The sequence below is a fragment of the Ramlibacter henchirensis genome, assembly GCF_004682015.1.
GTDB classification, from domain to species: Bacteria; Pseudomonadota; Gammaproteobacteria; order Burkholderiales; family Burkholderiaceae_C; genus Ramlibacter; species Ramlibacter henchirensis.
This window is the reverse complement of the sequence record NZ_SMLM01000002.1, coordinates 225,320-246,574: the sequence shown is the minus strand read 5'-3', so window position 1 is coordinate 246,574 and position 21,255 is coordinate 225,320. Positions and strand designations below refer to the sequence as shown.

General features: G+C 67.7%; 19 protein-coding genes. 13 read left to right on the top strand and 6 right to left on the bottom strand.

What is annotated here, in order from left to right; all coding sequences use genetic code 11:
- Positions 1 to 29: 29 nt before the first annotated feature.
- Entirely contained in the window at positions 30 to 1,172 is a 1,143-nt protein-coding gene (locus EZ313_RS13875; protein WP_135263880.1) for an aromatic ring-hydroxylating oxygenase subunit alpha, read from the bottom strand.
- A 146-nt stretch (positions 1,173 to 1,318) separates the two neighbouring features.
- Between EZ313_RS13875 and xseB the strand changes: the two genes are divergently transcribed.
- The 7 genes from xseB (at position 1,319) to EZ313_RS13840 (ending at position 10,001) form a co-directional block, all read left to right on the top strand.
- A complete protein-coding gene (xseB, locus tag EZ313_RS13870) occupies positions 1,319 to 1,546 on the top strand; it encodes an exodeoxyribonuclease VII small subunit (RefSeq protein ID WP_135263879.1) in 228 nt (75 codons plus the stop codon).
- On the top strand, positions 1,531 to 2,439 hold the full coding sequence (locus EZ313_RS13865; RefSeq protein WP_135263878.1) for a polyprenyl synthetase family protein: 909 nt from the start codon (positions 1,531 to 1,533) through the stop codon (positions 2,437 to 2,439). The genes xseB and EZ313_RS13865 overlap by 16 nt, the downstream gene beginning before the upstream one ends.
- 10 nt (positions 2,440 to 2,449) lie before the next feature.
- Positions 2,450 to 4,348 carry a 1-deoxy-D-xylulose-5-phosphate synthase gene (gene dxs / locus EZ313_RS13860; RefSeq protein ID WP_135263877.1) on the top strand — a complete coding sequence of 633 codons (1,899 nt, stop codon included), beginning with the start codon at positions 2,450 to 2,452 and terminating at the stop codon, positions 4,346 to 4,348.
- A gap of 187 nt (positions 4,349 to 4,535) precedes the next feature.
- Entirely contained in the window at positions 4,536 to 5,615 is a 1,080-nt protein-coding gene (locus EZ313_RS13855; protein ID WP_135263876.1) for a TRAP transporter substrate-binding protein, read from the top strand.
- Positions 5,616 to 5,813: 198 nt separating this feature from the next.
- Positions 5,814 to 6,896, top strand: coding sequence for a TRAP transporter substrate-binding protein (locus EZ313_RS13850; protein WP_135263875.1), 1,083 nt, complete (start codon positions 5,814 to 5,816; stop codon positions 6,894 to 6,896).
- Positions 6,897 to 7,078: 182 nt separating this feature from the next.
- The gene (locus EZ313_RS13845; protein ID WP_135263874.1) at positions 7,079 to 8,161 is read left to right on the top strand and encodes a TRAP transporter substrate-binding protein; all 1,083 of its coding nucleotides are present in this window, start codon (positions 7,079 to 7,081) and stop codon (positions 8,159 to 8,161) included.
- A 151-nt stretch (positions 8,162 to 8,312) separates the two neighbouring features.
- The gene (locus EZ313_RS13840) at positions 8,313 to 10,001 is read left to right on the top strand and encodes a cation:proton antiporter domain-containing protein (protein WP_135263873.1); all 1,689 of its coding nucleotides are present in this window, start codon (positions 8,313 to 8,315) and stop codon (positions 9,999 to 10,001) included.
- A gap of 62 nt (positions 10,002 to 10,063) precedes the next feature.
- On the opposite strand, the gene EZ313_RS13835 is transcribed toward EZ313_RS13840, so the two are convergent.
- Both EZ313_RS13835 and EZ313_RS13830 read right to left on the bottom strand, forming a co-directional pair.
- Entirely contained in the window at positions 10,064 to 11,809 is a 1,746-nt protein-coding gene (locus EZ313_RS13835; protein WP_135263872.1) for a TRAP transporter large permease, read from the bottom strand.
- A gap of 22 nt (positions 11,810 to 11,831) precedes the next feature.
- Positions 11,832 to 12,434, bottom strand: coding sequence for a TRAP transporter small permease subunit (locus EZ313_RS13830; RefSeq protein ID WP_135263871.1), 603 nt, complete (start codon positions 12,432 to 12,434; stop codon positions 11,832 to 11,834).
- 183 nt (positions 12,435 to 12,617) lie between these two features.
- Here EZ313_RS13830 and EZ313_RS13825 point away from each other — a divergent pair, with 183 nt between their 5' ends.
- From EZ313_RS13825 to EZ313_RS23310, 3 genes are all read left to right on the top strand, one after another.
- Positions 12,618 to 13,874, top strand: coding sequence for an SUMF1/EgtB/PvdO family nonheme iron enzyme (locus EZ313_RS13825; protein WP_240788651.1), 1,257 nt, complete (start codon positions 12,618 to 12,620; stop codon positions 13,872 to 13,874).
- Positions 13,875 to 13,971: 97 nt separating this feature from the next.
- Positions 13,972 to 14,943: a non-homologous end joining protein Ku gene (gene ku, locus EZ313_RS13820; protein ID WP_135263870.1), complete on the top strand. Its 972-nt coding sequence runs from the start codon at positions 13,972 to 13,974 to the stop codon at positions 14,941 to 14,943.
- A 125-nt stretch (positions 14,944 to 15,068) separates the two neighbouring features.
- Positions 15,069 to 16,559, top strand: coding sequence for a hypothetical protein (locus tag EZ313_RS23310; RefSeq protein ID WP_167772582.1), 1,491 nt, complete (start codon positions 15,069 to 15,071; stop codon positions 16,557 to 16,559).
- Between the two features lie 82 nt (positions 16,560 to 16,641).
- Here EZ313_RS23310 and EZ313_RS13805 read toward each other — a convergent pair whose 3' ends face one another.
- Positions 16,642 to 17,751: a substrate-binding domain-containing protein gene (locus tag EZ313_RS13805; protein ID WP_135263867.1), complete on the bottom strand. Its 1,110-nt coding sequence runs from the start codon at positions 17,749 to 17,751 to the stop codon at positions 16,642 to 16,644.
- 89 nt (positions 17,752 to 17,840) lie between these two features.
- On the opposite strand from EZ313_RS13805, the gene EZ313_RS13800 reads away from it, so the two are divergent.
- Genes EZ313_RS13800 through EZ313_RS13790 form a run of 3 tightly spaced genes read left to right on the top strand, consistent with a single transcriptional unit; the run spans position 17,841 to position 20,073 of the window.
- Positions 17,841 to 18,575, top strand: a complete 735-nt coding sequence (locus EZ313_RS13800) for an ABC transporter permease (protein WP_135263866.1) — start codon at positions 17,841 to 17,843, stop codon at positions 18,573 to 18,575.
- A complete protein-coding gene (locus tag EZ313_RS13795; protein WP_135263865.1) occupies positions 18,572 to 19,273 on the top strand; it encodes an ABC transporter ATP-binding protein in 702 nt (233 codons plus the stop codon). The genes EZ313_RS13800 and EZ313_RS13795 overlap by 4 nt, the downstream gene beginning before the upstream one ends.
- A complete protein-coding gene (locus tag EZ313_RS13790) occupies positions 19,270 to 20,073 on the top strand; it encodes an ABC transporter substrate-binding protein (RefSeq protein WP_167772581.1) in 804 nt (267 codons plus the stop codon). Before EZ313_RS13795 ends, EZ313_RS13790 begins: the two co-directional genes overlap by 4 nt.
- 64 nt (positions 20,074 to 20,137) lie before the next feature.
- Here EZ313_RS13790 and EZ313_RS13785 read toward each other — a convergent pair whose 3' ends face one another.
- On the bottom strand, positions 20,138 to 20,587 hold the full coding sequence (locus tag EZ313_RS13785) for a hypothetical protein (RefSeq protein ID WP_135263864.1): 450 nt from the start codon (positions 20,585 to 20,587) through the stop codon (positions 20,138 to 20,140).
- Entirely contained in the window at positions 20,553 to 21,155 is a 603-nt protein-coding gene (locus EZ313_RS13780) for a nucleotidyltransferase domain-containing protein (RefSeq protein ID WP_135263863.1), read from the bottom strand. Before EZ313_RS13780 ends, EZ313_RS13785 begins: the two co-directional genes overlap by 35 nt.
- Between the last annotated feature and the right edge of the window lie 100 nt (positions 21,156 to 21,255).

The window sequence follows — 21,255 nt, the reverse complement described above, 5'->3', positions numbered from 1 at the left end:
GGTTGCCGGCTGGAAAGGCGGTGCGGTCGTCACGTCCAGCTGCGGCCGGACATCGTGCGCCGGTACCACTCGTGGAAGTGCTGCATGCCGTCTTCCATCGGGCTCTGGTACGGGCCGACCTGGTTCTCGCCGCGCTGCACCAGGGCCTTGCGGCCCGCGTCCATGCGAAGGGCGATCTCGTCGTCCTCCACGCAGGTCTCCATGTACGCGGCCTGCTGCGCCTGGACGAACTCGCGCTCGAACGCGGCGATCTCCTCCGGATAGAAGAACGCGACGACGTTGAGCGTCTTCTGCGGCGAGATGGGATGCAGCGTGGAGACGGTGAGCACGTGCGGATACCACTCCACCATGATGTGCGGGTAGTAGGTCAGCCAGATCGCGCCGTACCTGGGCGGCTCGCCCTGGCGCCACGACAGCAGTTCCTTGTGCCAGCGCTCGTACACCGGGCTGCCCGCCTTGCCCAGGCGGTTGGCCACGCCCACGGTTTGCACCGAGTAGTGGTCGCGCAATTCCCAGCGCAGGTCCTCGCAGGTCACGAAGTTGCCCAGCCCCGGATGGAACGGGCCGACGTGGTAGTCCTCCAGATAGACCTCGATGAAGGTCTTCCAGTTGTAGTTGCACTCATGCAGCTCGACGCGGTCGAGCACCATGCCGGAGAAGTCGAGGTCCGGCGCCACGCGCATGTTGGCCAGCTCCGCGGCGATGTCGCGGCCGTTGTCCTCGAACAGCAGGCCGTTCCACTCGCGCAGCTTCCACTTGTCCAGATTGAGGCACGGGTCCTGCGCGAAGTGCGGGGCCCCCAGCAGCGCGCCGGCGGGACTGCCGTGTCCGCCGCTGTAGGTCCAGCGGTGTAGCGGGCACACGATGTTGCCCCCGCCGCCCCCCGGGCCCGCGATCGACCCGCGGCCGCGCAGGATCACCGCCTGCCGGTGCCGGCAGACGTTGGACACGAGCTCGACGCCCGCGGGCGTGCGCAGGAGCGCGCGGCCTTCGCCTTCCTGCGGCAGGGCGTAGTAGTCACCGATCTCGGGCACCGAAAGCGCGTGCCCCACGTAGCGGGGCCCGCGGCGGAACAGTGTTTCGGTTTCGCGTGCGAACAGCGCCTCGTCGAAGTAACTGGATACGGGAAGTTGGCTTTGGGCCTGCTGGAGCTGAAGACTTAAATCAGACATATCACCTGACCTAGAGACTCCCCCTATGAAGGGGCAGGAAAGCGCTTGATCCGGGGACGTGGGCGCGCAAGGGGACGGGGATTGTACCCCTGGGGTACACATGGGGACCCCGCGCCTAGAATCCACCCTTTTCCCTCGAAGAATTCATGTCCCAGGACCCGTCGAAGCCCCCGGTGAGCTACGAGGCCGCACTGGAAGAGCTCGAGCAGCTGGTCCAGCTCATCGAGTCCGGCCAGCTGCCGCTGGAGCAGCTGCTCACCGGCTACCAGCGAGGCGCCGAACTGCTGGCCTTCTGCCGCGGCAAGCTCCAGGCCGTGGAGCACCAGATCAAGGTGCTGGACGAAGGCACGCTCAAGCCGTGGACGCCGCAGTGACGGGCCCGGCGTTCGATCTTTCCCGCTGGAGCAGCGAGCGGCTCGCACGAGTGGAGCAATCGCTCTCTGCGTGGGTCAACCCGGATGCACCGGCGGGCCTGGGCGAGGCGATGCGCTACGCCGTCCTCGACGGAGGCAAGCGCCTGCGGCCGCTGCTGGTGCTCGCGGCCGCGGAAGCAGTCCAGGGCAACGGGCAAGCCGCCCTGCGCGCCGCCTGCTCGGTGGAGCTGATCCACGCGTACTCGCTCGTGCACGACGACATGCCCTGCATGGACAACGACGTGCTGCGGCGTGGCAAGCCCACGGTGCACGTGAAGTTCGGGCAGGCGCGCGCGCTGCTGGCGGGCGATGCGCTGCAGGCATTGGCCTTCGAACTGCTCGCGCCCGAGGACGAGGGCATCCCCGCCGGCGTGCAGGCGGCGCTGTGCCGTCTGCTCGCGCAGGCGGCGGGCTGCCACGGCATGGCGGGCGGCCAGGCGATCGACCTGGCCAGCGTCGGCCGCACGCTCACCGAGAACGAACTTCGCCACATGCACCGCCTGAAGACCGGCGCGCTGCTGCAGGCCAGCGTGATGATGGGCGCGGCCTGCGGCGCGCCCGCTGCGCGCGCGCAAAATGCGCTGTCGGCGTACGGCGCGGCGCTCGGCCTGGCCTTCCAGGTGGTCGACGACATCCTGGACGTCACGGCCGATTCGCAGACGCTGGGCAAGACCGCCGGCAAGGACGCGGAGCAGGACAAGCCCACCTACGTGTCGCTGCTCGGCCTGGAACGTTCGCGCGAACATGCGCGCGAATTGCTGGTCCAGTCCCTGAGCGCGCTGGACGACAGCGGCCTGTCGGACGTGCGTGCGTTGCGCGCGCTCGCCCGCATGGTCGTGGAACGCGAGAACTGAATTGATCCCCATGGCATTGCTGGAAACCATCCAATCCCCCGCCGACCTGCGCCGGCTGCCGCGCCAGCAGCTGCCGCAGCTGGCCGACGAGCTGCGCGCCTTCGTGCTCGAAAGCGTTTCGCGCACCGGCGGGCACCTGAGCTCCAACCTCGGCACCGTGGAACTCACCATCGCGCTGCATTACGTGTTCAACACGCCGCAGGACCGGCTGGTGTGGGACGTGGGCCACCAGACCTATCCGCACAAGATCCTCACCGGCCGGCGCGACCGCATGGCCACGCTGCGCCAGCTGGGCGGCCTCTCGGGCTTCCCCCAGCGCAGCGAGAGCGAGTACGACACCTTCGGCACCGCCCATTCGTCGACCAGCATCTCCGCCGCGCTCGGCATGGCTGTCGCGGCCAAGCGCAAGGGCGAAGACCGCAAGTCGGTGGCCATCATCGGCGACGGCGCGATGAGCGCGGGCATGGCCTTCGAGGCGCTGAACAACGCCGGCGTGGCCGACTGCGACCTGCTGGTAATCCTGAACGACAACGACATGTCGATCTCCCCGCCCGTGGGCGCTCTCAACCGCTACCTGGCGCAGCTGATGAGCGGCCAGTTCTATGCCGCGGCCAAGAGCGTGGGCAAGAACGTGCTGAAGGTGGCGCCGCCGCTGTTCGAGCTGGCCAAGCGCTTCGAGGAGCAGGCCAAGGGCATGGTGGTGCCGGCCACGCTGTTCGAGAAGTTCGGCTTCAACTACATCGGCCCGATCGACGGCCACGACCTCGCTTCGCTGGTGCCCACGCTGGAGAACATCCGCCAGCTCAAGGGGCCGCAGTTCCTGCATGTCGTGACGAAGAAGGGGCAGGGCTACAAGCTGGCCGAAGCGGACCCGGTGGCCTACCACGGCCCCGGCAAGTTCGACCCGAAGGTGGGAATCACCGCTCCGGCCACGCCCGCCAAGCAGACGTTCACGCAGGTGTTCGGCCAGTGGCTGTGCGACATGGCGGCGCAGGATTCGCGGCTGGTGGGCATCACGCCCGCGATGCGCGAAGGTTCGGGCCTGGTGGAGTTCGAGAAGCGCTTCCCCGACCGCTACTTCGACGTCGGCATCGCGGAGCAGCACGCCGTCACGTTCGCCGCGGGACTTGCCTGCGAAGGACTCAAGCCGGTGGTGGCGATCTACTCCACCTTCCTGCAGCGCGCGTACGACCAGTTGATCCACGACGTGGCGCTGCAGAAGCTGCCGGTGGTGTTCGCGCTCGATCGCGCGGGGCTGGTCGGCGCCGACGGACCGACTCATGCAGGTGCCTACGACATCGCGTACCTGCGCTGCATCCCGAACGTGAGCGTCGCGTGTCCCGCCGACGAAAACGAGTGCCGGCGGCTGCTGACCACCGCTTTCGGCCAGGACCATCCGGTGGCGGTGCGCTATCCGCGCGGCGCGGGCGTCGGCGCGGCCATGGAGCGCGGCCTGCAGGCTCTGCCGTTCGGCAAGGGCGAGGTGCGACGCGAACGCACGGACGCTTCGCGCAAGGGGGTGGCCATCCTCGCGTTCGGCACGCTGCTGTATCCGGCGCTGCAGGCCGCCGAGCGGCTCGATGCGACCGTGGTCAACATGCGCTGGGCCAAGCCGCTGGACACGGGGCTGCTGCTTCGCATCGCCGGCGAGCACGAGGCGCTGGTGACGGTGGAGGAGGGCTGCATCGCGGGCGGCGCCGGCAGTGCGGTGGCCGAGGCGCTGCATGCGGCCGACATCCGCAAGCCGCTGCTGCAACTGGGCCTGCCGGATGTCTTCATCGAGCATGGCGATCCGGCCAAGCTGCTCGCGCTGCAAGGCCTGGACGCGGCGGGCATCGAGTCTGCGGTGCGCGACAGCTTCGAAGAACTCGTGGCCCGCGCGACGCCATCGCTGAAGGTGGTGGGCTGAGGGCGCTTGCGATGCGGCGTGGACCGCGCGTTTTTGAAGCCTGAAAGTTTCCTGACGCGAACGCTTTCACACGAAAGTGTTCGGGTTCTGCGCAAGGGAAAACCCCTGAGTACCTAAGTGTGGTCCTTCCTAGAATGGCGGCGACATTCGTTGTTCATCCGTTATTCGTACTCGAGAGGAGCTCACCATGGACCGTCGTTCACTCATCAGGGGCGCAGGCATCGCCGGCGTGCTGGCTGCCGGCGTCGCCCCGGCCGTCCATGCGCAGGCCGCGATCCGCTGGCGCCTGGCGTCGAGCTTCCCGAAATCGCTCGACACCATCTTCGGCGCCGCCGAAGTGTTCTCCCAGAAGATCAAGACCATGTCGGGCGGCAAGTTCGAGGTGTCGGTGCATGCGGCCGGCGAGCTGATGCCCGCCTTCGGCGTGGTCGACGGCGTGCAGCAGGGAACGGTGGAGTGCGCCCACACGGCGCCGTACTACTTCTTCGGCAAGGACGAGACCTTCGCCCTGGGCTGCGCCATCCCCTTCGGCCTGAACAGCCGCCAGATGACGGCGTGGATGGTCGAGGGCAACGGCATGAAGCTGATGCGCGAGTTCTACGCGAAGTTCAACATCGTCAACTTCGTCGGGGGCAACACCGGTTCGCAGATGGGCGGCTGGTACCGCAAGGAAATCAAGGGCCTGGCCGACGTCAAGGGCATGAAGATGCGCATCGGCGGCTTCGGCGGCAAGGTGCTCGAGCGCATCGGCGGCGTGCCGCAGAACATCCCCGGCGGCGAGATCTACCAGGCGCTGGAGAAGGGCACCATCGACGCGGCCGAGTGGGTGGGCCCGTACGACGACCAGAAGCTGGGCTTCAACAAGGTCGCTCCGTTCTACTACTACCCCGGCTGGTGGGAAGGCGGCCCGCAGCTGGACTTCTTCGTGAACCAGAAGGCGTACGAAGGCCTGTCGGCCGAGAACAAGGCCATCGTCGAGGCCGCGGCCTATGAAGCCCACGTGGTCATGCAGGCCCGCTACGACGCGCGCAACCCCGCCGCGCTCAAGCAGCTGGTGGGCGCCGGCACCAAGCTGCGCCCGTTCCCGAACGACGTGATGAACGCCGCGTTCAAGGCCGCCAATGAGCTGTACGAGGAGCTCAACACCAAGAACGAGAGCTGGCGCAAGGTCTACGCCGACTACAACAAGTTCCGCGCCGACCAGAACCTGTGGTTCCGTTTCACGGAGATGGGCTTCGACCGCTTCATGCAATCCCAGAAGCTCTGATCGCCGCGCGCGATCCCCAGCAAGAAGGCCGGGCAGACGCCCGGCCTTTTTCATTGGCGCTGACGATTGCCTGACGCCGGCGTCTCTCCTGTCAGTGACCTGCAAGGCTGCCTCCAGGGCGGCTCGGATGATCGCGCCGCGTCCGGCACGCGACCCGTGCGACGCAAGCATCCATCCACACACGAGCAGGAGAAGACCATGGACCGCCGTTCCCTCATCAAGCACGCCGGCATCGCCGGGGTGCTGGCCGCCGGCGCCGCGCCCGCGGTGCACGCGCAGGCCGCGCTGCGCTGGCGCCTGGCCTCGAGCTTTCCCAAGTCGCTCGACACCATCTACGGCGCGGCAGAAGTGTTCGCGAGCAAGGTCAAGGCGCTCTCGGGCGGCAAGTTCGAGGTCTCCGTGCATGCGGCCGGCGAACTGATGCCGGCCTTCGGCGTCGTCGACGGTGTGCAGAACAACACCGTGGAAGCCGCGCACACCGCGCCGTACTACTTCTTCGGCAAGGACGAGACCTTCGCGATCGGCGGCGCCATCCCCTTCGGCCTGAACAGCCGCCAGATGTCGGCCTGGACCTTCGAGGGCAACGGCCTGAAGCTGATGCGCGAGTTCTACGCGAAGTTCAACATGATCAGCTTCCCCTGCGGCAACACCGGCGCGCAGATGGGCGGCTGGATGCGCAAGGAGATCAGGAGCGTCGCCGACCTCAAGGGCCTGAAGTTCCGCATCGGCGGCTTCGCGGGCAAGGTGCTGGAGCGCCTGGGTGGCATTCCGCAGAACATCCCCGGCGGCGAGATCTACCAGGCGCTGGAGAAGGGCACGATCGACGCGGCCGAGTGGATCGGCCCGTACGACGACCAGAAGCTCGGTTTCAACAAGGTCGCGCCGTTCTACTACTACCCGGGCTGGTGGGAAGGCGGCCTGCAGCTGGACCTGTACATCAACCAGAAGGCGTACGACGCGCTGAATGCGGAGCAGAAGGCGATCGTCGAAGCGGCCAGCGCCTTCGCGCACGTGGAGACGCAGGCCAAGTACGACGTGAAGAACCCGCAGGCGCTCAAGCAGCTGGTGGGCTCGGGCGCCAAGCTGCGTCCCTTCCCGGCCGACGTGATGGCGCAGGCCTTCAAGGAGTCGATGGCGCTGTACGAGGAACTGGGCACGAAGAACGAGAACTGGAAGAAGGTCTACGGCGACTACGCGAAGTTCCGCGCCGACCAGAACCTGTGGTTCCGCTTCACCGAGGCCACCTTCGACCGCTTCATGCAGAGCCAGAAGCTGGGCTGACGCTGTAAGCCGAACGGCCGCAGCCTCATGCAGGAGCCGCACGGAAGTGCGGCTTTTTTTCTAGCCGCGCGGCGAAGGATGAATACAGCCGGTGCAACCGCTGCCAGCCTTCTGACAGGGTTCGGGCACCGGGCAGCCCATCATCGCGCGCGCGTTTCCTTCCAACAACAGGAGTTCCATCCATGGATCGTCGTTCCATCATCAAGCACGGCGGCATCGCGGCCGTGCTGGCCGCCGGCGCCGCGCCCGCGGTCCATGCGCAGGCCGCCGTCCGCTGGCGCGTGGCCTCCAGCTTCCCCAAGTCGCTGGACACCATCTTCGGCAGCGCCGAGACCTTCTCCCGCACCGTCAAGGCGCTCTCGGGCGGCAGGTTCGAGGTGTCGGTGCACGCGGCCGGCGAGCTGATGCCCGCCTTCGGCGTCGTCGACGCGCTGCAGAACGGCACGATCGAGATGGCGCAGACCGCGCCCTACTACTTCACCGGCAAGGACCCGATCTTCGCGTTCGGCTGCGCCGTGCCGTTCGGCTTGAACGCGCGCCAGATGGACTCGTGGATGGAGCACGGCAACGGCCGCAAGCTGCTGGACGAGTTCTACGCCAAGTACAACATGAAGAGCTTCTCCGCGGGCAACACCGGCACGCAGATGGGCGGCTGGTACCGCAAGGAAATCAAGACGGTGGCGGACCTCAAGGGCCTGAAGATGCGCATGGGCGGCGGCCTGTTCGGCGAGGCGATGGCCAAGCTGGGCGTGGTGGCGCAGAACATGCCCGCCGGTGAGGTGTACCAGGCCCTGGAGAAGGGCACGCTGGACGCCACCGAGTTCGTCGGCCCGTACGACGACGAGAAGCTGGGCTTCAACAAGGTCGCCCCCTTCTACTACTACCCCGGCTGGTGGGAAGGCGGCGCCGAGCTGGAGTTCTTCGTGAACACCAAGGCGTTCGAGGGCCTGTCGGCCGAGAACAAGGCGATCGTGGAAGCCGCCAGCAAGGTGGCCGCGCGCGACATGACGGCCAAGTACGACGCCCTGAACCCGATCGCGCTCAAGCGCCTGGTGGCCAACAAGACGCAGCTCAAGCCGTTCTCCAAGGAGATCATGGACGCGGGCTTCAAGGCGTCGATGGAAGTCTTCGCCGAGCACGAGGCCAGGTCGGCCGACTTCAAGAAGATCCACCAGGACATGCGCGCCTTCCAGCGCGACCAGCTGCTGTGGACCCGCTTCTCGGAATACCGCTACGACAATTACATGACGGGGGTGAAACTCTGAAATCGCTGCGCGATTTCAGAGTTGTCTTCTAGTCAGTCGAACGAGGACCGGCAAAGCCGGATCCTCGCTCAAGGTGTGTTCCCGCTGCATGCTATTGCGCGGGAACGGAAGCAAAGAGGCCCACGGGCCTCTTTGCATTTAGATTCGGCGCATGGACCATCATGTGCCCCTGATCGCGACGATCGCGGCTGCCCTCGGGCTTGCACTGCTGCTCGGCTTTCTCGCCGCCCGCGCCAAGCTTCCCGCCCTGGTCGGCTATCTCGTCGCCGGCATCCTCATCGGCCCGTACACGCCCGGCTTCGTCGCCGACATGTCCCTGGCTTCGCAGCTGGCCGAGATCGGCGTGATGCTGCTGATGTTCGGCGTGGGCCTGCATTTCTCGCTCGGCGACCTCATGGCGGTACGCAAGATCGCTGTGCCCGGCGCGATCGTGCAGATCGCCGCGGCCACGGTGATGGGCGCCGGCATGGCGCTGTGGTGGGGCTGGAGCGCGGCCGGCGCGCTGGTGTTCGGCATCTCGCTGTCGGTGGCCAGCACCGTCGTGCTGCTGCGTGCCCTCGAGAGCCTGGGGCTGCTCGAGACGTTCAACGGCCGCATCGCCGTCGGCTGGCTGGTCGTGGAGGACCTGGCGATGGTGCTCGTGCTGGTGCTGCTGCCGCCCCTGGCCGAAGCGCTGGCCGGCACCGGCGCCACCGGCGCGCAGGACGTGTGGCGCAGCATCGGCACGACGCTGGTGCAGGTCGGCGTGTTCGTCGCGCTGATGCTGATCGTGGGACGCCGCCTGTTCCCCTGGCTGCTCTGGCAGGTGCAGAAGGTGGGGTCGCGCGAGCTGTTCACGCTGTGCGTGGTGGCGGCGGCGGTGACGATCGCCTGGGGGGCGACCAAGCTGTTCGGCGTTTCGTTCGCGCTGGGCGCCTTCTTCGCCGGCATGGTGCTTCGCGAATCGCAGTTCAGCCACCGCGCGGCCGAGGAGACGCTGCCGCTGCGTGACGCCTTCGCCGTGCTCTTCTTCGTGTCCGTCGGGATGCTGTTCGACCCGAAGGTGCTGGTCGAGCAGCCGCTGCAGGTGCTGGCCGTCGTGGCCATCATCGTGCTGGGCAAGTCGATCGCCGCGGCCGTGCTGGTGCTGCTGCTGCGGTATCCGCTCAACACCGCGCTCGTCGTGTCGGCGAGCCTCGCGCAGATCGGCGAGTTCTCCTTCATCCTGGTCGGGCTGGGCGCGGCGCTGAAGGTGATGCCGCCCGAGGCGCAGAGCCTCGTGGTCGCGGGCGCGCTGATCTCGATCGCGCTCAACCCCTTTGTCTTCCGGAGCATCCAGCCGCTGCAGCAATGGCTGCTCGCCCGCTCGCAATTCGCGCGCGAGCTGAATGCGCGGCACGATCCGCTGGCCGAACTCCCCATGAGCACCGACGAGAAGTACCTCGCGCGGCAGGTGGTGCTGGTCGGCTACGGCCGGGTGGGGCGGCACGTCGCGACGGCGCTGCGAGAGGCCGGAGTGCCTTATGTCGTGGCCGAGCAGAACCGCGACATCGTCGAGCAACTGCGCAGCGAAGGCGTGCCCGCGGTGGTCGGCGATGCGGGCCAGCCCGAGGTGCTGGTGCAGGCGCACGTGGCGCGCGCGGCGATGCTGGTGGTGGCCACGCCCGACACGCTCGGCGTGCGGCAGATGGCGCGCAACGCCCGGCTGCTCAACCCGGGCATCGAGATCGTGGTGCGCAGTCACAACGAGGAGGAGGCGCGCCGGCTGCAGGAGGAACTCGCCGGCACCGTGTTCCTGGGCGAGCAGGAGCTCGCCAGGTCGATGAGCCGCTACGTGGTGGAGCGCTGCGCCCAGGTCTGAAACGCGGCGCGTCATGAAAAAGGCCCGCTTACGCGGGCCCTTTTTCGTGGAGAGCGCGGCCGCTATTTCTTGTTGAACAGCTCGTCGAGCTTCTTCTGCTCGTCGTCGCCGGATGGCGTGCTGCCGCCTTCCTGCTGCTTGAGCGGATCGTCCGTGCCGCCGCTGGGCTGTTCCACCGGCATCTCGATCTTGACCTTGTCCAGGTCGATCGTCTCCACCACGTCGCGCGAGACGATGCCCGGGAAGGCGATGATCAGGCCCACCATGATGATCTGGATGATCACGAACGGCACCGCGCCCCAGTAGATCTGGCCCGTGGTGACCGGCGCGATGGGCTTGCGCGTCACCTTGTCGGTGTACTCCTTCTCCGGCGCCACGCTGCGCAGGTAGAACAGGGCGAAGCCGAACGGAGGGTGCATGAACGAGGTCTGCATGTTCACCGCCAGCAGCACGCCGAACCAGACCAGGTCGATCCCCAGCTTCTCGGCGACCGGAGCCAGCAGAGGCACCACGATGAAGGACAGCTCGAAGAAGTCCAGGAAGAACGCCAGCAGGAAGATCAGGATGTTGACCACGATGAGGAAGCCCAGCTGGCCGCCCGGCAGGCCGGTGAGCAGGTGCTCCACCCAGCGGGGACCGTCGACGCCCTGGAAGGTCAGGCCGAAGATCGTCGCGCCGATCAGGATGAACACCACGAAGGAGGACAGCTTGGTGGTGGTGTTCAGGGCCTGCTTGAGAAGCGAGAACGACAGCCGCCCGCGCACCATGGCCATCGCGAAAGCGCCCAGCGCACCCATGGCGCCGCCTTCCGTCGGCGTGGCGATGCCCAGGAAGATGGTGCCCAGCACCAGGAAGATCAGCAGCAGCGGCGGGATCAGAACGAACGTCACGCGCTCGGCGATCCGGGACAGCAGCTTCAGGCCCGTGAGCTTGTTGATCAACGCGATCACGAAGGCCAAACCCACGCCGGCGGCCATGGCGAGCACGATCATCTCGTCGGTGGGCACCGTGGTGACCTCCTCGCCGCGCCACCAGCTGACCACCTGCGCGTAGTTGGCACCCAGCGTGATGGCCAGCCCCGCGCTGATGACGGTGAGGACCAGCAGGGATGGGACGCCGCTGCTGCCGTTCGGCTCGCGGTAGACACGCGCCTCCACCGGCAGCGCGGGCGCGGCGTTCGGCTTGACCAGGGACAGCGCCACGACGTAGATCACGTACATGCCGGTGAGGATGAAGCCGGGGATGAACGCGCCCTTGTACATGTCGCCGACGCTGCGGCCGAGCTGGTCGGCCAGCACGATCAGCACCAGCGACGGCGGGATGATCTGGGCCAGGGTGCCCGACGCGGCGATCACCCCCGAGGCGAGCGGCCGGTCGTAGCCGTAGCGCAGCATGATGGGCAGCGAGATCAGGCCCATGGAGATGACCGACGCGGCCACCACGCCGGTTGTGGCCGCGAGCATGGCGCCCACCAGGATCACGGCGATGGCCAGCCCCGCGCGCAGCGGCCCGAACAGCTGGCCGATGGTGTCCAGCAGATCCTCGGCCATCCCGCTTCGCTCGAGGATCAGGCCCATGAGCGTGAAGAAGGGGATGGCCAGCAGCGTGTCGTTCTGCATGATGCCGAACAGCCGCAGCGGCAGCGCCTGGATCAGCGACTCCGGCAGGGCGCCGAGGGCGATGCCGATGAGGGCGAAGAACAGTCCGCACGCCCCGAGGCTGAAGGCCACTGGAAAGCCGAGAAGCAGGAAGACGATCAGGCCCACGAACATGATCGGGGCGAGGTTCTGGACGATGAAGGCCGTCATGGTGTGCTCCGGTCGACGGCCGTCAGGCCTTGCCCTTGTTCTGTTGCTCCGCGAGACGGCGGATCTCCTCGGCGAGTTCCTCCTCCGCCGATCTCTGCACCCGCTTCTCGGCCGGGTCCCCGATCAGGCCCTTGTGGAAGGCGATGCGCTTGACCAGTTCCGAGATGCCCTGCAGGAACAGCAGCCCGAAGCCCAGCGGGATCATCAGGTACACCGGCCAGCGGACCAGGCCGCCGGCGTTGGACGACATCTCGCCCGAGCGGAAGCCCTGCAGGAAGAACGGCGTGCCCAGCCAGAGGAGCATGATGCACACCGGCAGCAGGAAGAAGATGAAGCCGAAGATGTCGATCAGGTTCTGGCCCCGGCGCGAGAAGCGGCTGTAGATCACGTCGATCTTCACGTGCTCGCCATTGAGCAGCGTGTAGCCCGCCGCCAGCAGGAAGGCCGCTGCGAACAGGTACCACTGCACTTCCAGGTAGGCGTTGGAACTCAGGCTGAAGGCCTTGCGCACCACGGCGTTCACGCCCGAGATGACGGTCGATGCCAGGATCAGCCAGATGATCCAGCGCCCCACGAAATCGTTGAGCCGGTCGATCGCGCGCGAGAGCTTCAGTAGCGTCTGCATGCTGTCTCCAGGGAAAAGGTATGCGTCATAGAACACCGGGCGCCCGCTGCATATGCAGATCGGCGCCCGGGGCTAAGTTCTTGGTAAAAAATTGTCCGTGAACTATAGAAGAGTTGCTGACGAAATGTTTACTAAAGAGAGCCAGTGTTTCCCCCTAGGCCGCCGCTTCCCATAATCGGCCGCATGGCTTCGCCAGGCCTCGCACCCCAGGGCATCGACCAGCCGGACATGCGCCGCGCCGGGGCAGACCGGCTGTCGCTCGCGCTGATGGACTCGCGCAACCACACGCTGCAGCTGCTGGCGCGCTACGAGGAGGCGATGGCCGGCGGCCTGCGGATCCCGCTCGAGCCGCGGATCGAACTGCCGCACTGGATCGCCGGCCACATCGCCTGGTTCGCCGAATACTGGATCGGCCGCAACCCGCGGCGAGGGCAGGGCGTGCGCTGCCCGGCCGATGCGCCGCGGCTGGGCTCGATGGAGCCGATGGCCGACCGCTGGTACCACCCGCTGCTGTCGGCGCACGACGCGCGCTGGGACATGCCGCTGCCGGACTTCGGCGAGGTGCGCGCCTACCTGATGGACACGCTGGAGCGCACGCTCGAGCAGCTGGAGCACGCGACGCCGGACGACGACGGCCTGTACTTCTTCCGCGCCGCGCTCTTCCACGAGGACCTGCGCGGCGAACAGCTCGTGCAGGGCGCGCAGTCGCTCGGCCTTTCGCTGCCGTTCGCAGCGCCGCCGGCCGCCGTGCAGCGCGAGCCGCTCGCGCTGCCGGCCAGCCGCTGGCGGCTGGGTGCCGAACCGGGCGGCTTCGTCTTCGACGTCGAGCAGTGGGCGCACGACGTCGACGTGCCCGAATTCGAGATCGACGCGCAGCCGGTCAACTGGGGCCAGTTCGTCGAATTCGTCGACGACGGCGGCTACGACCGCGAGGAGCTCTGGCATCCGCAGGGCTGGGGCTGGCTCGAACAGCTCGCGCAGTCCGAGGGCCGGCGCGGGCCACGGCACGTCGACCAGATCGGCGTGGCCAGCGGCGCCGTGCTGCAGACGCTGTTCGGGAGGGCGACCCGCATGTCCTCGCAGCAGCCCGTGATGCACGTGAGCTGGTGGGAGGCCGATGCGTGGGCTCGCTGGAGCGGCAGGCGCCTGCCGACCGAAGTGGAGTGGGAGATCGCGGCGCATCGCGCGGCCGGCCGGGGCTTCCGCTGGGGCGACGTGCGCGAGTGGACAGCGGGCACGCTGCGGCCCTGGCCCGGATTCACGCCGCATGCCTGGACCCGCCACACCGAGTTCGAGGCCGAGCCGCTGTTCGGCCGCGCCCGCGTGCTGCGCGGTGCGAGCTTCGCCACGCGCGCACGGCTGAAGACGGCCAAGGCGCGCGGCTTCGCGCTGCCCGAGCGCGACGACGGGTTCACCGGCTTTCGCACCTGCGCGCTGTAGCGCAGATCACGGCCCGGATGGGGGGCGCGCCGTCCGACAGAGCGGGGCTTGACCCGCCTACAGCGGCTGGGCTTGTCGCCGCCTAAGGTTGCCGCTTATGGCCGCTCCCGCCAGCACCCGCGCCGTCTGGAAAGGCGCCATCAGCTTCGGTCTCGTGCACATCCCGGTCGTGCTGTACAGCGCGACGGCCGAGACGCGCCCGAAATTCAACCTGATCGACCCCACCAGCATGAGCCCGGTGGGCAACAAGCAGGTGAGCAAGACGACTGGCGAGGCGGTGCAGAAAGAGGAGCTGGTCAAGGGCATCCAGGTCGAGGAAGGCCAGTACGTGGTGCTCAGCAAGGAGGAGATCCGAAGCGCCCTGCCGCGCTCCACGCAGACCATCGAGATCGAGGCGTTCGTGGATGCGGATGAGATCCCCTCCACCTTCTTCAACAAGCCCTACTACGTGGCGCCCGGCGCGCGGGGGCTGAAGCCGTTCGCGCTGCTGCGGGACGTGCTGCGCAAGAGCGGCAAGGTCGGCGTCGCCAAGGTCGTCATCTCGACCAAGCAGCACCTGGCCGCGCTCATGCCGGCCGGAGACGGCCTGGTGCTCGACCTGCTGCGCTGGGCCGACGAGGTGCGAGAGGCGCCGTCCTCGGTCTTCGGCGACACCGCCGCGGTGGCGGTGAGCGAACGCGAGTTGAAGATGGCCGAGCAGCTGGTCGAAGACATGGCCGCGGCCTGGAGCCCCGACCTGTTCCACGACGAGTTCAAGGAAAAGCTGCAGCAGCTGGTGCAGGCCAAGGCCGCCAAGGGCGACGTCGCGACGCTGCAACCGTTGCCGGGCGAGGAAGCGCCGTCAGCGACCGCGGAGGTCATCGACCTCACCGACCTGCTGCGGCGCAGCCTGCAAGGAAAGGGCGCCGCTGCTGCGCCCTCCGCTGCGCCCCGACGTGCTGCCGCCACGGCCACGGCTACGGCTGCTGCGAACGACGAGGAAGAAGTGGCCCCGCGCAAGCGCGCCGCGGCCACCAAGGCGCCCGCGAAAGCGCGCGCCACGGTCAAGCCGGCGCCGCGCAAGCGCTGAGGCGCAGGTTCCACTGGCTGTACCCGCCGCGATTGCGGCAGGCCCCCGTACTTTGCTCCTTCGAGTCCGAGAGTCCGGCAAGAAGACTACGGCTCCCCGGCAATGGACGCCGATGTGGAGCTTCGATGACCTACCAGACTCGCATCCTGCCCGTCGCTGATGACGGCACTTTCCTGCTTGCAACCTTCCATTCGGCACCCGTCGACCATCCACGTGAGGTCGAGTACGCCCGCTTTGCCTTGGGCAACGCGGGACGGCCCGATGTGCTCGAAGACGTGTCCCACTTGTTCACCATCCCTCTCCCAGCCGACGGGAAGGAGGCGCAACGCCTGGAAAACAGCGCCCGCGATGCGGAGGCCCTCGCGGAGGGCGGAGAGAAGAAGTACCGCGATGTCTATGCAAAAAATGCCCGGCGCGCGCGGTACGAGGCGCAACTGGCTGGCAGCGACAGCTTGCGCATTCCGGGTGTGCTCCACGCAGCCCGGAACGGGGTTGTCGCCGCTGCCCTTCCCCCGGCAGGCGACCGGCACCGCGCCGTCCTGCGCATCATCGACCTGCGGCAGCGCAAGATTGCGCTCGAAGTGAAGGAGTCGAGCAAGACACCGCTGCGGCTCGACCGGCCGCTCGCGCTCTCGAACGACAGCCGAAGGATCCTTTTTCGCGGCATGGGCCCGAGCGGTATCGAGATTCAAGAGCACCAAGCCAGTGCCGCGTTCGAGTTGCTTGCCACTTTTCGCGGTAGTGATGCGCATGCCTTCGAAGGAGGCTGGATCGTCACCGACCACAAGGAGCTCACCGTCGTTCGTCATGGGGACGCGGATGTGCGGACCGTCTCCATGCCCAAGGCCGCTCGACCGGAAAGGCCAGCCATCACTCCGGATGGACGGCATGTCGCGTTCATCACGGACGAGCTTTCCGTCTGGCTGGTCAGCGTTGAAGGCGGCAAGCCGAGGTGCTTCCGCCCGCATCGAGGCGCCAAGCGGGACGTCGTATTCGAGGTTGCGCTGTCCGACTGTGGCCGTTGGATGGCCACGCGCGCAGACGGGCACTTGGTCGTGACCGACCTCGAATCGGGGGAATCCTGGCCGGCAGGTCATTTCCCGGACCGGTGGATTGCCAAATCTGTCGCCGGACACGAGGCAGGCTCGTACGTTTCCGCATCGTTTTCATTTGTAGGCGGCAAGCTGCTCGCAAGCACCCCCGACAGCGTGCAAGCGGTCGACCTGGAGGCAGGCCGGTCTCACGCCTACGTCTCCGAGGAAGGGCGGCCCGGGGGGCGCGAGCGCATTTCGGTTCCGGCCAATGCGCCGCTGGAAAAACAGCTGCGCAGCGCCGGCCTGGTGGACCTGCTGCCTGCGATGGGGGCTATCCGCTATATCCGCCACCACAGGCGGAGATCGATTGCGAATGTGGCTCTCGCGGCATCGATCCCGGGAAGTTCCGGCCCGATCATCCGCAAGCAGCGGACATCCAGCGAAGCGCGGCGCGTTGGGGGCTTCTCCTGCAGATCACGAGCAATTCCGAAGCCGGGTGGCAGTGCGGCGACGGGCGCGACATCTTCTTCTACGGCGACCGGGCGGCCATGGAGAGGGGCGATTTCTCGCAAATCTGGATGAGGCATTAGGAGACAACGAGGGCCTCTGGCAGTCCACGACGGCGGAGGCCTGTCTCGCCTAGTCATGAAGTGAGGGACCCGCTTCAGCTCGTTCTCGCGGCCTTCGACTTGCGGAACTTCCACCAAGGCAACTGCCTGCTCAAGCTGAGCACCTCTCCACTCCACAACGGCTCATACCCCGCGAGCGAGCCCAACCGCTCCTGCCACTCCCGCGTGGCCAACACCTCGCGCAACGCCCGCGCAGCCGGCTGTTCCAGCACGGACCGCAGGCAAACGAGGTAGTAGTCCTCCTCCAGAAGCGGCACGAAGCCGAGCCCGCGGCTGCGCGCCGCCGTTTCAATCGCCATGCCCGCATCGGCGCTGCCCGAGGCCACCGCCTCCGCCACCGCCCAATGCGAAGGTTCGATGCGATCCCATCCCTGGATGTCACCCGCGGCGAGTCTCAAGTTCGCGAGCAGGTCCTCGGCGACGACGCGCGTGCCGGTGCCCAGCGCGCGGTTCACATAGCGCGCCTGCCGCCGCACCAGATCGTCCAGGCCCGTGATGCCCATCGGATTCCCCGCCGCGACCACCAGCCCCTGCCGCCGCCGCGCGAAGCCGATGATCTTGTGCTCTCCCGGCCGCAGCAGCGGCTGGTAGGTGCGCTGCGCCCGTGAGCCCGGCGCCGGCTGCGGCGGCGTGTGGAAGCCCGCCATCGTGCAGCGGCCTTCGTTGAGCGCCGCGATCGCATCGACGCTGCCGATGAACCGGATGTCCAGGTGCAGCCGCGCCGTCGCCGCGGCGTGGTCGCGCAACAGCACGAGCGCGTCGTCGTGGCTGGCGTACAGCGTCAGCACGTGGGTCGCGTCGTCGAACGCAACGGCAAACGCACGCTCCAGGTCCGCGTGCAGCGATTCGATCTGCGCCGCCAGGCGGGCCTGGGCCTGGCGCTCGGCCCACAGCAGCTTGTCGCCGAATTCGGTCAGGCGCGCCGGCTGGCCCTTGTCCCACACGATCAGCCCGCGGCCCAGCTCCGCTTCCCAGCGTTTCAGCTCCCCCCACACGTGCCGGTACGACTGCCCCAGCGACTTGGCCGCGCCGGAGATGGAGCCGTGCGCGCGGACCGCGTGCAGCAGCTCGATCAGCGGATTGCGGATCGCGGCGCCGGCCGGGCGGCGGCCGGTGAGCGAGTACGAGAGTTCTACCTTGTGCATCGGCGCGCGCAGTATGCGCTATGCAGGGTGATTCATAGGTTGAAGAACTTATGGTCTCGAACGCCCCGCAGGCCTAGCATCGCAGCCCGATGAGCAATTTTTCCGAGAGCCTGGCGCTGGCGCTGCGCCTGGTGCTCACGCCCGATCCCACCCTGGCCGCGATCGTGGTGCGCTCGCTCGCAGTGAGCGCCAGCGCGTGCGCGCTGGCCTGCGGCTTCGGCATCGCGCTGGGCGCATGGCTGGGCGTGGCCCGGTTCCGCGGACGCGTGGCGATGATGGCGCTGCTCAATACCTCGCTCGCCGTGCCCTCGGTCGTCGTGGGCCTGGTGGTCTACCTGCTGCTTTCGCGCTCCGGCCCGCTCGGGTTCCTGGGCTGGCTCTTTTCCTTCCCGGCGATGGTGCTCGCGCAGGCGATCCTGGTGCTGCCCGTGGCCGCGGCGCTCACGCGGCAGGTGGTGGAGGACGCCGACGTGCAGCACGGAGAACAGCTCGCCTCGATGGGCGCGCGGCCACTGTTGCGCAGTCTGCTGCTGGCGTGGGACGAGCGCTATGCGCTGCTCACCGTGCTGATCGCCTGCTTCGGCCGCGCGATCTCCGAAGTGGGCGCGGTGATGATCGTCGGCGGCAACATCGACGGCTTCACCCGCGTGATGACGACGGCCATCGCGCTGGAGACGACCAAGGGCGACCTGCCGCTCGCGCTGGGCCTGGGTGTCGTGCTGCTGGCGGTGGTGCTGGGCCTGAACGCGCTGGTGGTGGTGCTGCGGCGCTGGCGCCTGGCGCGGGGCGATGCGGCGTTGCCTCGCACGGCGGTCGCCACATGAGCGCCGTCGTACGGCTCCAGGACGTCGGCGTGGTGTTCGGTCCGGTGCCGGCCCTCAAGGGCATCGACCTGCGGATCGAGGCCGGCGAGCGCGTGGCGCTGATCGGCGCCAACGGCAGCGGCAAGAGCACGCTGCTGCGCGTGCTGCACGGATTGGTCCAGCCCACGCACGGAACAGTCCTGCGCGACAGTGCGGCGCGCCAGGCCATGGTGTTCCAGCGTCCGTTCATGCTGCGCACCAGCGCCATGAACAACGTGGCGCTCGCGCTGTGGCTACGCGGCACGCGCTGGCGTGATGGCCGCGAACGCGCGCTGGTCGCGCTCGGGCGCGTGGGGCTGGGCGAAGCGGCATTCCGGAACGCGCGCGTGCTCTCCGGCGGCCAGCAGCAGCGGCTGGCGCTCGCGCGGGCGTGGGCGCTGCAGCCCAAGGTGCTGCTGCTGGACGAACCCACCGCGAGCCTGGACCCGCATGCCAAGCGCGAGGTCGAGTCGCTGATGGAGGAATTCGCCCACGGCGGCATGACGCTCGTCTTCGCCAGCCACAACCTCGGCCAGGTCAAGCGCCTGGCCACGCGCGTCGTTTACCTGGAGCACGGCCGCGTGCTGGCCGATGCGCCGGTGGACGTCTTCTTCGACCGCGTGCGGCTGCCCGGCCTGTCGCGCGAGGCCGACCTCTTCGTCAAGGGAGAACTCGCATGAACCGACTTCTGCGCGGTGTGGTGTGCACGATAGCGTTGGCCGCTGCCGGCACCGTGTCGGCGGAAACGATCACCATGGCCTCGACCACGTCCACCGAGCAGACCGGCCTGTTCGCCCACCTGCTGCCCGAGTTCAAGCGCGCGACCGGCATCGACGTGAAAGTGGTCGCCGTCGGCACCGGCCAGGCGATCGACATGGCCCGCCGCGGCGATGCCGACGTGCTTTTCGTGCACGACCAGCCTGCCGAGGAGAAGTTCGTCGCCGACGGCTTCGCGCCCACGCGGCATGCCGTCATGTACAACGATTTCGTGCTGGTCGGCCCGAAGGACGATCCCGCCGGCGCGAAGGGCCGCGATGTCGTCGAGGGCCTGAAGAAAGTCGCCGCGGTGAATGCGCCCTTCGTCTCGCGCGGCGACAAGAGCGGCACTCATGCGGCGGAGCTGCGGTACTGGAAAAAGGCGGGCCTCGCGACCGCCCAGGTCGGTGGTTACAAGGAATGCGGCTGCGGCATGGGCCCGGCGCTCAACATCGCCTCATCGGCGAACGCCTATGCGCTCACCGACCGCGGCACCTGGCTCAGCTTCAAGAACCGCGGCGACCTCGCCGTCCTCATCGAGGGCGACAAGCGCCTGTTCAACCAGTACGGCGTGATGGCCGTGAGCGCGAAGAAGCATCCGCATGTGAAGCAGGCCGCGGCGAAGAAGTTCGTGGACTGGATCGTGTCGGCGCAGGGGCAGCAGGCGATCGCTTCGTACAAGGTGGCGGGGGAGCAGTTGTTCTTTCCGAACGCCGCGAATTGAACCGCAAGCAGGTGCGTGCTGCGCCGCATTGCATCGCGCACAAGCGCACCCTCGCGCTTTGCGCCTAGATCTTGAGCAGCCCGCCGTGGTGGAGGGAGAACCATGTGCCCGCGGCTTGAGCGAATTCGTCCAGCACCTTCAGCGAGAACTCGTAATCCTTGCGGGTCCGGCTGATGCCGCTGTACTTCAGGTTGCGCACGTCGCGGATGGCGTCGACACGGTCGAACACCGCTTCGCTCGCACCGATCGCTTCGCAAGCCGCTTCCAGCGTATAGCGGTGGTGGGCCGGCACCGGGCGCGCTTTCCAGCCATGCGCGTTCAGCACCGCCAGGGCGATGCTGAAGCAGGCGTCGTAGTTCGCTTCCACCCGCGTGTCCAGCGAATTCGCTTCGAGCAGCGCATCCGCCCTCTTGCGGGTCGCCGCGGCGAGCAGCGCCGCGACCGTTGACCTGTCCTGCGGGCAGGAATGGAAAGCCTGTTCATCGAGCGAGAGTTGGCGGGCCGAGCGCAGCATCGATGTTGTCTCCCTTGAGGGTGATGACCGGATGGGCGAGCACGTCGCGCCAGAAGGCTGTGCCTTCGGCGACCTGCTTGCGCAGGGTGTCCCGGTCCACGACCAGCACGCTGACTTCCCTCTTGTGCTTGCGCGCGACGCGCTTGAACGCCGCCTGCGCCTCGATCGTGGACAGGTCACCCACGACGAGCATGTCCACATCGCTGTCCGGTCCGGCAGTGCCTCGCGCCATGGAGCCGAAGACGTGCACCTGCTCGGCCGGCAAGGCCTGCGCGACCTCGCGCAAGTCGTGGAGGAGGGCGTCCGCGGCGAGGAACAGCTGCCTCAAGGCAGCATGCAGGGGCGACCCTTCGTCGGCCTGGTAACGCGTTCCCCTCGCATCCGCCACCTGCTTGACCAGGCCGACCGCCACGAGTCCCCGAAGCACCTTCACCGCATTGCCCGCGTCCACGCCGGCCAGGGATGCCAGCCCGCGCAGGTGGAAGGCTTCGTGCGGAGTGGAAAACAGCGCGCGCAGCAGCCTGGCCTTGGTCCGGCTGCCGAAGAGGTAGGCGAGGGTTGCGTCCACGATCATTCCCGGGCGTTGTGAATACTACAGCATGCGCTGTCGATCCAACAGCACCCGTAGTAGATGCTACAGCGTACGTTGTAGATTCAACAACAGGCGG

Coding starts and splice junctions, on each gene's coding strand:
- EZ313_RS13875 (WP_135263880.1), bottom strand. CDS start 1,172: ATGTCTGATTTAAGTCTTCAGCTCCAGCAGGCCCAAAGCCAACTTCCC.
- xseB (WP_135263879.1), top strand. CDS start 1,319: ATGTCCCAGGACCCGTCGAAGCCCCCGGTGAGCTACGAGGCCGCACTG.
- dxs (WP_135263877.1), top strand. CDS start 2,450: ATGGCATTGCTGGAAACCATCCAATCCCCCGCCGACCTGCGCCGGCTG.
- EZ313_RS13855 (WP_135263876.1), top strand. CDS start 4,536: ATGGACCGTCGTTCACTCATCAGGGGCGCAGGCATCGCCGGCGTGCTG.
- EZ313_RS13850 (WP_135263875.1), top strand. CDS start 5,814: ATGGACCGCCGTTCCCTCATCAAGCACGCCGGCATCGCCGGGGTGCTG.
- EZ313_RS13845 (WP_135263874.1), top strand. CDS start 7,079: ATGGATCGTCGTTCCATCATCAAGCACGGCGGCATCGCGGCCGTGCTG.
- EZ313_RS13840 (WP_135263873.1), top strand. CDS start 8,313: ATGGACCATCATGTGCCCCTGATCGCGACGATCGCGGCTGCCCTCGGG.
- EZ313_RS13835 (WP_135263872.1), bottom strand. CDS start 11,809: ATGACGGCCTTCATCGTCCAGAACCTCGCCCCGATCATGTTCGTGGGC.
- EZ313_RS13830 (WP_135263871.1), bottom strand. CDS start 12,434: ATGCAGACGCTACTGAAGCTCTCGCGCGCGATCGACCGGCTCAACGAT.
- EZ313_RS13825 (WP_240788651.1), top strand. CDS start 12,618: ATGGCTTCGCCAGGCCTCGCACCCCAGGGCATCGACCAGCCGGACATG.
- ku (WP_135263870.1), top strand. CDS start 13,972: ATGGCCGCTCCCGCCAGCACCCGCGCCGTCTGGAAAGGCGCCATCAGC.
- EZ313_RS23310 (WP_167772582.1), top strand. CDS start 15,069: ATGACCTACCAGACTCGCATCCTGCCCGTCGCTGATGACGGCACTTTC.
- EZ313_RS13805 (WP_135263867.1), bottom strand. CDS start 17,751: ATGCACAAGGTAGAACTCTCGTACTCGCTCACCGGCCGCCGCCCGGCC.
- EZ313_RS13800 (WP_135263866.1), top strand. CDS start 17,841: ATGAGCAATTTTTCCGAGAGCCTGGCGCTGGCGCTGCGCCTGGTGCTC.
- EZ313_RS13795 (WP_135263865.1), top strand. CDS start 18,572: ATGAGCGCCGTCGTACGGCTCCAGGACGTCGGCGTGGTGTTCGGTCCG.
- EZ313_RS13790 (WP_167772581.1), top strand. CDS start 19,270: ATGAACCGACTTCTGCGCGGTGTGGTGTGCACGATAGCGTTGGCCGCT.
- EZ313_RS13785 (WP_135263864.1), bottom strand. CDS start 20,587: ATGCTGCGCTCGGCCCGCCAACTCTCGCTCGATGAACAGGCTTTCCAT.